This window comes from Bacillus sp. SD075 (genome assembly GCF_017355165.1).
Classification (GTDB): Bacteria; Bacillota; Bacilli; order Bacillales; family DSM-1321; genus Peribacillus.
In genome coordinates this window covers 1-11,241 of record NZ_JADILK010000076.1, presented here as the reverse complement: position 1 = coordinate 11,241, position 11,241 = coordinate 1, and the positions used below count along the sequence as shown (strand labels likewise).

9 protein-coding genes and 1 pseudogene are annotated in these 11,241 nt (G+C 36.6%); 3 read left to right on the top strand and 7 right to left on the bottom strand.

Annotated elements, in window-relative coordinates; all coding sequences use genetic code 11:
* Positions 1–161: 161 nt before the first annotated feature.
* Complete coding sequence (locus tag IOC57_RS24645; protein ID WP_181762298.1) at positions 162–326, bottom strand: hypothetical protein; 165 nt, start codon at positions 324–326, stop codon at positions 162–164.
* 437 nt (positions 327–763) lie between these two features.
* Entirely contained in the window at positions 764–2,248 is a 1,485-nt protein-coding gene (locus IOC57_RS24640; protein ID WP_207441173.1) for a PTS transporter subunit EIIC, read from the bottom strand.
* A gap of 110 nt (positions 2,249–2,358) precedes the next feature.
* Between IOC57_RS24640 and IOC57_RS24635 the strand changes: the two genes are divergently transcribed.
* The gene (locus IOC57_RS24635) at positions 2,359–4,086 is read left to right on the top strand and encodes an amylo-alpha-1,6-glucosidase (protein WP_207441171.1); all 1,728 of its coding nucleotides are present in this window, start codon (positions 2,359–2,361) and stop codon (positions 4,084–4,086) included.
* A 39-nt stretch (positions 4,087–4,125) separates the two neighbouring features.
* Here the strand turns inward: IOC57_RS24635 and IOC57_RS24630 are convergent, their stop codons facing one another.
* The 3 genes from IOC57_RS24630 to IOC57_RS26400 form a co-directional block, all read right to left on the bottom strand.
* On the bottom strand, positions 4,126–4,845 hold the full coding sequence (locus tag IOC57_RS24630) for a UTRA domain-containing protein (protein ID WP_144553238.1): 720 nt from the start codon (positions 4,843–4,845) through the stop codon (positions 4,126–4,128).
* Between the two features lie 482 nt (positions 4,846–5,327).
* The gene (locus IOC57_RS26405) at positions 5,328–5,525 is read right to left on the bottom strand and encodes a cupin domain-containing protein (protein ID WP_309487763.1); all 198 of its coding nucleotides are present in this window, start codon (positions 5,523–5,525) and stop codon (positions 5,328–5,330) included.
* Positions 5,510–5,689 (bottom strand): hypothetical protein, encoded by a 180-nt coding sequence (locus IOC57_RS26400; RefSeq protein ID WP_309487762.1) that lies wholly within the window; start codon positions 5,687–5,689, stop codon positions 5,510–5,512. The genes IOC57_RS26405 and IOC57_RS26400 overlap by 16 nt, the downstream gene beginning before the upstream one ends.
* A gap of 213 nt (positions 5,690–5,902) precedes the next feature.
* On the opposite strand from IOC57_RS26400, the gene IOC57_RS24620 reads away from it, so the two are divergent.
* Together IOC57_RS24620 and IOC57_RS24615 are read left to right on the top strand one after the other, a co-directional pair.
* Positions 5,903–7,030: an IS110 family RNA-guided transposase gene (locus tag IOC57_RS24620; protein WP_207441169.1), complete on the top strand. Its 1,128-nt coding sequence runs from the start codon at positions 5,903–5,905 to the stop codon at positions 7,028–7,030.
* Between the two features lie 993 nt (positions 7,031–8,023).
* Entirely contained in the window at positions 8,024–9,286 is a 1,263-nt protein-coding gene (locus tag IOC57_RS24615) for an Nramp family divalent metal transporter (RefSeq protein WP_207441167.1), read from the top strand.
* Positions 9,287–9,585: 299 nt separating this feature from the next.
* On the opposite strand, the gene IOC57_RS24610 is transcribed toward IOC57_RS24615, so the two are convergent.
* Together IOC57_RS24610 and IOC57_RS24605 are read right to left on the bottom strand one after the other, a co-directional pair.
* Positions 9,586–9,681 (bottom strand): anti-repressor SinI family protein, encoded by a 96-nt coding sequence (locus tag IOC57_RS24610; RefSeq protein WP_286676078.1) that lies wholly within the window; start codon positions 9,679–9,681, stop codon positions 9,586–9,588.
* 236 nt (positions 9,682–9,917) lie between these two features.
* Positions 9,918–10,757 (bottom strand): annotated as a pseudogene (locus tag IOC57_RS24605) (tyrosine-type recombinase/integrase).
* Positions 10,758–11,241: the final 484 nt, after the last annotated feature.

Here is an 11,241-nt window from a genome sequence, read left to right as displayed (position 1 = left end):
GTATCTTACTGAGGGGCTCTATTTTTTTCAAACCTGATATTTAACGATCTACAGGAATGCTAACCTGCCCCTTTAGTTCTATAAGAAAAAGCTGCCTTAAAGACAGCTCCGATCTTCAGCTAACGCATCCATTTCTTGAATAAGAAAAATTGCTTATGTGTTTATTTTCCACCTAAATCTTTGAGTTGTTTTTTTATTTCTTTAAGTTCGGACCGAAAAGCCTTAACTTCTTTAGAATTGTCAATCCCAATACTAATGGCATATTGAACAATAAAAAATAGAATAACTAAACCAACAAAGCCGTAAAAAATTGAAATAATAATCATAATTTTAGCTCCCCTAATAAAATTCATTAATTTAACGTTACCATAAATTAGTAAAATTAGTTGAACTTTTAACATAGCTCTTCTTCAAGGGGTACCACCAGCAAAACGCGGATTTACAACGTTAAGAATATTCCAATATTAAAAATCCCAATCTCTCAGCGATCAAATGAGAAATTGGGATATAATTATTCAACAAGGGGTAGCGTCAGGAAAATGCGGATTTACAACGTTAAGGAAATTTCAATATTAAAAAGCCTAATTTCTCAATTTAATGCTAAGAAATTAGGCTTTTTTCATTGCTCCATTAAAGAGCCCGTTTGCTGAGTAAAGGTTTTACATTCATTTCATGAGATTATCCATTACTTACTAATATTGAATCTTTTTATTAAAGGTTAACTTTGTTGCACAATATGTGAGTGGTTTTTAATCATTTACCTTTAAACGTTTTTTGATAGCGTTTTTAATTCTAAAGATTTTTTACCCTTATCCTCTGTTTTTTTTTCAATAGTTTTATCAGCCTTAAATAAATTACTTTTAAAGAACCCAAAAGTTAACGTAACGGTGATGATAAATGTAATGGCCATCCCAATGAAATAGACGCTCCAATGTTCCGGATAAACAGAAAGGAAAGATAGAACTCCTCCCACTCCGACAGAAGTAGCTTTCACACCTTGTGCTGCTAGATACGCACTTCCGAATGCACTTCCTACCATAACGGCAATGAAAGGATACCTGAATCGAAGATTGATCCCGTAAATCGCTGGTTCAGTAACCCCAAGCCATGCGGATAACGTTGCAGTGAGTGACACACCTTTTAATTTTTGATTTTGCTTTAGAATAAAGAACATAGTCAACGCAGCAGCGCCTTGAGCTAGTGTAACCGTTTCCCCTATCGGCCATAAAGTAACATAGCCAAGTGTACCGGCCATTTGCAAATTCACTCCTAAGAAGATGTGGTGCATTCCAGTAATGACAAGAGGACCGGAAATAAATCCATACACGCCTCCGGCAAACGCAGGGGATACTTCAAACAGATAAAGAATACCATCCGTAATCCAATTTGAACCTGTCATCGTAATCGGCCCGATGACTCCGAATGTTAAGAGGCCAGCGAAGACTAATGAAATCGGTGCCACAAATAACATTTGTAAATTATCTGGAATGAAGCTTTTCAAACGTTTCTCAGACCATGTTAAAACCCATGTCGCAAAAATAACAGGAAGAACCTGTCCTTGATAACCGATTTTGGCTATGTCCCATCCAAATAGACTCCAGTATTCCACTTCACTTGGATTTTCTGCATACGCATAAGCAGACATTAATGAAGGATGCACTAATAATAGACCTAACACGATTCCTAATAATGGATTCCCACCAAATTTCTTAGCAGCAGACCACGCGATGAGTACAGGAAGGAATGTAAATGCCGTATTGGCAATGACATTGATAAATTCTGCAAATCCTGTCCAGCCCGTATACACATCCAACAAGGATTTTTTGTCATAGAAAATACCAGAGTTTGCCAGAAGGTTATTTAATCCTAATAAAAGACCTGCAGCAACGATTGCCGGTAGGATCGGAATGAAGATGTCTGCCAAGACCCGGACACCTTTTTGAATGATGTTCCCTTTTTCACTAGTAATCTTCTTGATTTCATCTTTACTTACTTCTTCTGTACCGGTCTGATTTACAAACTCATTGTACACTTTCTCTACAAGCCCTGGACCAATAATGACTTGAAACTGGCCATTCACTGAGAAAGTCCCCTTCACCAGTTCATTTTCCTCTAACGCCTCTTTATTGATCAGGCTTTCATCTACTAATACCAGGCGTAGCCTTGTCACGCAGTGGGATGCATTAATGACGTTTTTTGACCCGCCGATATTATTTATGATGCTGGATACATGATCTTTAAAATCCATTTGATAACCTCCTCTACCTAAGCGTTTACATTAATTTTTAACTTGTTTAAACAAGTTTATTTTAGTACAGTATAAATTGTCAAGAAAAATTGTAAAAAGGAGTGCTCACTTTGGATATACGAATCACACCTATGAGTCATTATGGTTCTTACATGGCTCTCACTTACCAAGAAAGCCAGACCCCAGAGAAAAATGGGCTCTATATTAATTCAGTAAGAGGCAAATCAAAACAGCATCAAAATGCTCTTAAAATCATCCCAACAATAAATGGGACTCCAGTTGAGTACACCTATGAAGCCGATGAATTTAAGATTGTCCTGACATTTAATGGTGGGGAAATCTTTGTATGCTTTGAAGATGCTGAAAGAATCTTTGTACAAGGCCGAGGGGAAAAAGTAGGTCTAACACTTGATTCCCAGCCAATCTTCAATTTCGAATATAACTATCTTTTGGGAAAAACCGGTGAAAACTACTGCATTGTCAATAGCTACAAGAATCTGACCAAATACATGATCTTTGCACCTCAAGGATCAGTCATGCTTCAACAAAACGTATTCATGGATACGACAGGCAGCACAAACAAAGCAGATAACCTGTCGAGTATCCAAATCACCTCAACGGATGAGTCAGATAAATTTTTATGTGTCATTGAAGACATTCCTACAAGTGGGGCAATTCCAGTAAAAAGGGAGTATAACTTTGAAGAAGCATTGGATAAGAGCACGAATCATTTTCTAGAATTCTTATCTAAACAGCCTGCTGTTCCCGAAAGGTATCAAAAAACCCTAAGGGAAGCTGCTTATCTGAATTGGACATGTATTGTGAATGAACAAGGGCTGTTGAAGAGAAAAGCCATGTATATGTCGAATACAAATTTCCCAGGTGTTTGGAGTTGGGATAATGCCTTCAACGCATTAGCACTTGCTGGTGTTGATAATGAGCTCGCATGGGATCAAATTCAGTTATTATTCGATTATCAGGACGTAAACGGACAAATTCCAGGTTCCCTCAGCGATTCGACCATCCGTTGGAATTTCTCCAAGCCTCCCGTACAAGGGTTATTCGTGTTGAAAATAATGGAAAAAATGAAATTGACTACTGAACAATTAAAGAGAATATATACTCAAATCAAGAGACATGTAGAATTTTATCTTCAGTACAAAGATTTCAATGGCGACGGGATTTGCGAGTACCATCACGGGAATGATTCCGGACAGGATAACAGCACGGTGTTCAGAGATGCAAACATCATCGACTCACCAGACTTAACAGCATTCTTGATTAAGTCGATGGATATGCTGGCTGTTGTGGCAGAAAAACTTGATAAAGTAGAAGATAAGAAATATTGGGAAGAACAATCCACAAAATACATGCAGATATTTTGCGACTATTTCCTTATTGAGGACCTTCCATTTGCTCGCTTTACAAGAGACGGTAAAGTAATTGAGAGCCAAGGAATCCTGCCTTTAATGTCAATTATCTTGGGAAACAAACTTCCTGAAGCTGCTAAAAAGAACATCCTCAATCTTCTAAAGAGCGAAAGGTATTTAACAAAGTGGGGAATTGCGTCGGAAGCCATCGACAGTCCTTATTATGAGGAGGACGCTTACTGGAGGGGACCAATCTGGGCTCCTACCACTCTCTTGTTTATAGAAGCATTTGAAGAATGCGGCGAACAACAATTAGCAAATGAAGTAACCGAGAAGTTCCTAGAGCTTTGTAAATATGGAGGGTTTGCGGAAAACTTCCATGCTGAAACGGGGGAAGGATTGCGAGACCTTGCCCATACGTGGACGTCCAGCGTGTTTATCCATTTAGCATCAAAACTGGCAAATTAATTAAAAAAGTGTATGAGAACTTCATCTCATACACTTTTCTTATTTTCGCTGTGTTTGGTCGAAGAACACAAAGTTACCCGGAGTATGCCTTGATTGAGTATGTTCAAACATCACTCCATCCGCATTAAAAACATGACTGGTCACAACGACAACACTATTAAACCCATCTAATTTTAAATATTTCTCATCCATCTCAGTAGTTCTTTCTACCACCATTTTCCGCTTTGCAGTGACCGCCCGTTGGTTCAGCTCTCTATCTAAGTATTCATAAATGGAATCCTCTGCTACCTCAATCGTTAATCCTTTAGCAATATCTTTCCTAAAATAATTATAATCCATAATTACGGGATTGCCTTCTAAATAACGGACACGCTTCAGGTGATACACTTCAACACCGATTGGAAACCTGGTATGCTCATGAATGCCTTCATCTACAACCAATTCCTCAAAGACGGTGACGTCTGTCCGATGTTTCTTATTGTTTCGAATAGCAAACTCCTTAAACGTTTCCGTCTCACCAAACATATATTCATTTCCCTTAAAATCTTGATAAATCACGCGGGCACCTTTCCCATGCTTGGTTTGTACATACCCTTCGTTTACAAGATTTCCGATTGCTCTTCGTAATGTGTTTCTTGAGCAGTCATACTCTATGATCAATGTATTCTCTGAAGGAAGGAGTTGTTGATACTGATAATCATTCTGTTCAATTTTCTTTTTTAAATCTTCATATATTTCTACGTACTTTGTTCTTGGCATGACAGCCTCCTATGCCCTATCTGTATGTAGTAAGTTTGGAGTACACATAATATCTCCCCACTTTCCTTTTTTAAGTATATCATTAAAACTTTATACATACTTTTCTTAAGTTAATGATGCCTGTTTTTTCAATAAACCTTATTCAATTAATTGGCCCTGATCTACAGTATCAGCTCAAAAAAGTTGAAAGCTCCATTGGGATGGGAGCATATCAACTTTCTTGGCGAGTATCGTTTTGACCCAAAAGGAGTTACTACCTTAGAGTCATTACGACCGTTAAACCAATGATAGCTATCAGCCGGTTACACTTTATCGTGGTGAAAACCGGCTATTTTTGTATCCGAATTCCCTTAACGTTGTAAATCCGCGTTTTGCTGGTGGTACCCCTTTAAGTAACCTGCCCCGTTAGTGCCATAAGTAAAAGAGCTGCTGATCAGCTCTTAGCATTGAAGTAAAGCATACGTTAGTTCAACAAGATTTTTTTATTTATGTTTTTTAATTGGCATAAAATTAGAAGGGGTTAATTCTTCAGATTCAATTACAATTGCAGTTAGTCCAGTGGCAGTTGCTGTTTCGTGTCCTTCACCCTTTTCCCAAAAGACCATATCGTTAGCTTTTATATTTACTTTTAATTCATCATCACCACGAACCCATCCTTCCCCATCTACAACAATGAGCAATTGTGGGATAAAGCTTGATGGAAACCTACAATTCCGTTAGCTTCTAAATGCATACAACCAATTTGTGTAGGTTTTTCTGTTTTTACAATTCGAGACATAATGAAATTTAAATTAAAATGAGAAACGTTTTTTCCTACTTCTTTGTCAAATCTATAAAATTCCAAAAAGATTCCCCCCCTCTTTTTACATTCACTTTTTAAATACTACGTACTTAATCAATAGTCCTGTTTAAAATTTATTCTTTCACTAATCTGCCCCGTTAGTCATAATGAACGAAAACGGCTCCCATCGCTTAACGTAGATTGCACTTGGTCATAATGTTACTACCAAAAATAAAAAACCAAGTGTAGAGCTACACACGAAAAGGAGCCTATATTATGAAGGATGTTCAAAAATTTGTTGGTTTAGACGTATCTAAAGATTCAATTGCTGTTGCGATTGCTGATTTTGGTCGTGGTGAACCTAGATTTCATGGAACTATTCAAAATAAACCAGAGGATATTCGCAAATTGATGAAAAAGTTAGGGAAGCCTGAAAGCCTATTAGTATGTTATGAAGCAGGATCTTCTGGGTATGGAATTTATCGATTTCTTCTATCTATGGACATTGATTGTATGGTTGTCGCACCCTCCCTTATTCCAAAGCGATCGGGCGATCGTGTAAAAACAGATAAAAGAGATTCTATTAGATTAGCTCAGCTACTTCGCGCTGGAGAGCTTACTTCTGTATGGGTTCCAGATGAAGATCATGAAGCATTGAGAGACTTAATTCGTGCTCGTCATGATGCTCGTGAGGATTTACAAAGTTCTCGCCAGAGACTTGTTCACTTCTTACTTCGCCATGGAATACGTCCTCCGCAAGGAGTTAGAAATTGGTCCGTAAAACATCGTGAATGGTTAAAACAATTAACATTTGAAAGAGCTTCTCAACGTATTGTTTTTCAAGAATATCTTCATGCAATCAATGAAGTTGAAGATCGTATGAAACGTATCGAAGCTCAAATTCATGAAGAAGCCCTTCAAAGTGAACATGCTCCGGTAATTCAAGCTCTTCAAACATTAAGAGGAGTCGCAGAAGTCACAGCTGTTACTTTGGTAGCTGAAATTGGACAGTTTTCTCGCTTTTCAAACCCAAGACAACTGATGTCCTATGCTGGACTTGTTCCAAAGGAATACTCGAGTGGGTCTAGTCGTTGGCAAGGTTCCATTACGAAAACCGGAAACTCCCAAATTCGTCGTTCCATAGTAGAAGTTTGTTGGTCTTATCGCCATCGACCATCTCTTAAAGGTGAATTGCTTAAACGTCAAGAAGGTCAAGATCCAGAGGCAAAACGTATTGCTTGGAAAGCTCAACACCGTCTTCATATGAAATATCATCGCATCTCTGCTAAAGGAAAAGGTGGAAAAGTAGCTGTTGTTGCAGTAGCCAGAGAATTACTTGGTTTTATTTGGGCTATCGGTTGTGCCATTGAGGATAAGCAAGTAAGTGTATCGAATGTTGCTTAAGTAGATCGAAAGTAAGATTATGTAATAAATGATTTTATCGAATCATAATTTTGTGATTTAGAATTGAAGATTTGGCTCGAAGGCAAACCCCCGGGAAGGAGAACCCTCATGTGCAACTATGCACTAGGTCTAGGAACTGAACGTGCGCCGTTAGTCCGAGGCAGCTCCGTGACGGATGGAGTGAAATGTGGTAACCAACCCACGCATATCAGTTTGTATACCACCGTCAACGTTTTTGCCTTCGTGCCAAGTTTTTAAGGTTATCCTTGTTCAACTTTTAGAATTGTATCCATTTCGATTTAGCTTATCAAGGGAAAGTACGCCCTTGACAAGCTAAATCCGAAAGGATATTTGGTTTATAAGTTGAACAAGGAATAACTCTATTCATAGCTGAATGAAACACCATTTAAAAACATTTGGGTGTGGTGGGTTGACAGTTTCGTTCATATCAGTTGCATAAGAAAAAGCTGTCTTAAAGAAAGCTCCGATCTTCAGCTAACGCACCCTATAGTTTAAGTAGAAACATTCACAATCTCTTCTAAACTTTAACATAATCCGATCCCTAAAATGTGTTGTTCTAGAATCTGGTGCAATACAAAAGGACGCCTTCTTATTAAAGAAAAGCGCCCTTTAAAGGAATAAAACGACTGGCGTTTTAAACATCTTTATTGTAAAAGCATCAACTTTATTCGTAATGAAACACCTTTAAAATTCAATAAGTCCAGTACTACTTTCTTTTTTTGAGAGTTTGTTTATTTTTTTAAAATTAATAATTATCACTATATTACTAAAATTATTAATTTTCTTAAAAAATAATCAATGATATAATAGTTAAAATAAAGAAAAAGGAATTTTACAATAACAACTTAGATCCACAAAGTGATCAATTTCACTTTATTTTTCTATATAGAAAAGGAGGCCATTTTTATTTAACTCTTAATTTTGGAATAAAATTTGAAAAGGTTATCATCAAGAATACAACGGGGGATTACAATGATAGAACAAAAACATACACAAATTGAGCAAGATCTGGAGGTAAAAAAAACTTCCATTATTGGACCTGGATTGATCGTTGCTGCTACTGGCGTAGGTGCAGGTGATTTAGTTGCCGCACTTGTGGCAGGTACAAATTATGGCTTAGTATTCCTTTGGGCGATTCTTATAGGTTCCATTCTTAAATTCGCTTTAAATGAAGGCGTTGGTCGTTGGCATTTAACAAGTGGTAAAACTATATTAGAAGGCTGGCACCTAATGGGTAAATGGGCAACAGGTTATTTTGGTGTTTATTCAGTCATTTGGGGCTTTGTTTATGGTGCTGCCGGTACAGCTTCATGTGCGCTTGCTATGGCGGTATTATTCCCTCAACTTTCTTTAACTCAATGGGCAATCATCCATGGATTATTAGCATTTATATTAGTATGGTGGGGAAAGTATAAAACATTTGAAAAAATCATGAACGGGTTAATCGGAATCATGTTTATCACAGTTGTTGGATCTGCCCTTCTAGTCGTCCCACAACTTAGTGGTATTTGGGGGACTGCTGTACCGACACTTCCACAAGGTTCATTAGTATATGCTCTCGGTTTAATTGGTGGTGTAGGTGGTTCACTAACAATGGCTTCTTATGGTTATTGGTTACAAGAGAATAAATGGAAGGGATCATCTTTTATACGTGCGGTTCGCTATGATTCTGCGATTGCATATATAGTTACTGCGTTGTTTACAATCTCACTTCTTGTATTGGGTGCGGGATTATTATATGGAACAGATGTTAATATTAGTGGAGAAAAGGGATTAGTAGAGTTTGCTTCAATCTTAGGTAATGAACTACATCCATCTGTTCAATATTTATTCTTAATTGGATTCTGGTCAGCTTCATTTACTTCTGTACTTGGAGTATGGAATGGTGTTCCTTATTTATTTGCCGATTTCATTAGATTAATTCGTCATCAAGACATTAGTAATAGTGATTTAAGTAAAACAAAGGCATATCGTTTCTATGTATTATGGTTAACATTTCCTCCAATGTTACTACATTTCATAGGAAAACCTGTTGGATTAATCATTGCATATGGCGCACTAGGATCTATCTTTATGCCTTTTATGGCAATCACTTTGCTTTATTTACTTAACAAGAAAAAATATATTGGTACGCTTGATCGTCATCAGTGGCTATCTAATATTGCGCTAGGCGTTAGTATTTTACTATTTATTATTTTAACTATTAATGAATTAAAAAATATATTTTTTAGTTAATCGTAGACAAATTAGTGTATTTGATGTACGACTCCTCAATATGAATCAAACAGTACTCCAATTGTATTATAAATTGGAGTACTGTTTTTGTTGCCAAAAATGCTCTAGCCCCCATATAGACAATTTTTATGTTTCACTTCTACAAGAATATGGCCCGATTGTTGAACACAAGTTAAAAACCTCTCTTCAACTAATCTGCCCCGTTAGTGCCATAAGAAAAAGGCAGCCTCAGCAACCTGCCTTATTGTAGAGTTGACACAATCTGTGCAACAGCTTATAAGGTGAAAATAAAAAGGACCTTATCGAGGTCCCGAAGATTGATTTAAGAATTCTTTAATTTTATCAATAGATATACCAGATTCTTTAGCTAAAAGAATTAAATTTATCCACTCAATATCTAAATCAATATTTGATTCAACCTCATTAATTAGATTGATAATATTATACCTCCTTAATAAACTTGTGAATGATATATCTAATTATACATTTTTCCAACGAGGTTTTAATGGAAATCTTCTGAAAATTACCTACGCGTTTCTACAAAATCATCGTCTTACTAAGAAACTACGCTTATTCAACTATCCTGCCCCGATAGTTTATTAAGAACAAAATAAAAAGGACCCTTGGTCCCTTAAAAATACTTTCTATACAAGTCTCTCCGCATTGCACCACATAGATATGCATAAATTTTTGTGGTTTCACTTTTTTCATGACCCATTAAATTTTGAATCACTTCTAGGGGCGCTCCATTATTCAATAAATTTGTGGCGTAACTATGTCTAAGCTGGTGGGGATGAATGCTCTTTTTAATGTCCGTTCTTTTTGCCACCAGTTTTATAATGTTTCTCGCTTGAGAAATACTCATTCGATGGGGTGCACGTGTTGTCACAAATAGTGCTTCCTCATGATCTTTTCGCTCACTTAAATATCGCTTCAACCATATTTCACAACGAGTATTGAAATATACTTCTCGTTCTTTACGCCCTTTACCTAAAACGATTGCTGATTGATTAGAGAAATTGATTGAGGCCCTATCTAGAGTTATTGCTTCACCAATTCTGCATCCTGTTGAATACATAAACTCAAATAAAGCATTTTCGAATGTTGTATGACAAGCTTCCCGCAAATGTTCAATTTCCTCTTCAGACAAGTATTTTGGAACCCTTAATTCTAATTATGGTTCCTTGATTTTGGAAGCAGGATTTCCATTAATTATATCTTCATCCTGAGCCCATATAAATAAAGATTTAATAAATCGAATTCTGTGACCCAGACTTGATGGCTTAAGCTTTTCAGCTGCTTTTCCCAGATAAACTTTAAGAGAATTAGTTGAAAGTTCTTGAATGGATATATTTCCAAAACTATTCACCAACAAGTTAAATTGGACGTAATAGGCCTTTAATGTTTGTTGAGAATAACCTTGGATTTGTTTATCTGCCTTATATAAACCCCATACATCAGTTAATATCATACCTGTTTCTCTCCAATCTATACCATATTAATTGACAGTATAGACAAAAGAAGAACTATTATACTAGATTAGTAGAGTTTTCATTAAACAATAACACCTGTTAGTTAAATAAGAAAAAGCTGCCTTAAGACAGCTCTGATCTTCAGCTAACGCACTCTCTGGTTCATATGCAACCTTATAATAGAATTTTAATAGTTCTTGTCTTGAAATGGATTTTTTTCTTTGCTATTTAATCAAAGTCCTTTACTGCTATTGGGTCTAGGTTTCTTAAAAAAAGATCCATTGTTTAACTCTCCTTTTTGGTAAGACACGAAACTTGGATTTAAAGGCAATAGAGTGAGAAAAGAGCATAAGGAAAAACTGTCCCCAACTACGTTGCTGGATTAGGCAAAGTCTAGTGTTTTTGTGGGTACATGAAAAACCATCAATGTCCCTTTCATGTTCCCCTATTTTATTAATTGTTATAAAAAAAGAGAAGGAAACC

Bases quoted from the DNA above. Each gene is read 5' to 3' on its own strand.
- IOC57_RS24645 (WP_181762298.1), bottom strand. From the start codon at position 326: ATGATTATTATTTCAATTTTTTACGGCTTTGTTGGTTTAGTTATTCTA.
- IOC57_RS24640 (WP_207441173.1), bottom strand. From the start codon at position 2,248: ATGGATTTTAAAGATCATGTATCCAGCATCATAAATAATATCGGCGGG.
- IOC57_RS24630 (WP_144553238.1), bottom strand. From the start codon at position 4,845: ATGCCAAGAACAAAGTACGTAGAAATATATGAAGATTTAAAAAAGAAA.
- IOC57_RS24620 (WP_207441169.1), top strand. From the start codon at position 5,903: ATGAAGGATGTTCAAAAATTTGTTGGTTTAGACGTATCTAAAGATTCA.
- IOC57_RS24615 (WP_207441167.1), top strand. From the start codon at position 8,024: ATGATAGAACAAAAACATACACAAATTGAGCAAGATCTGGAGGTAAAA.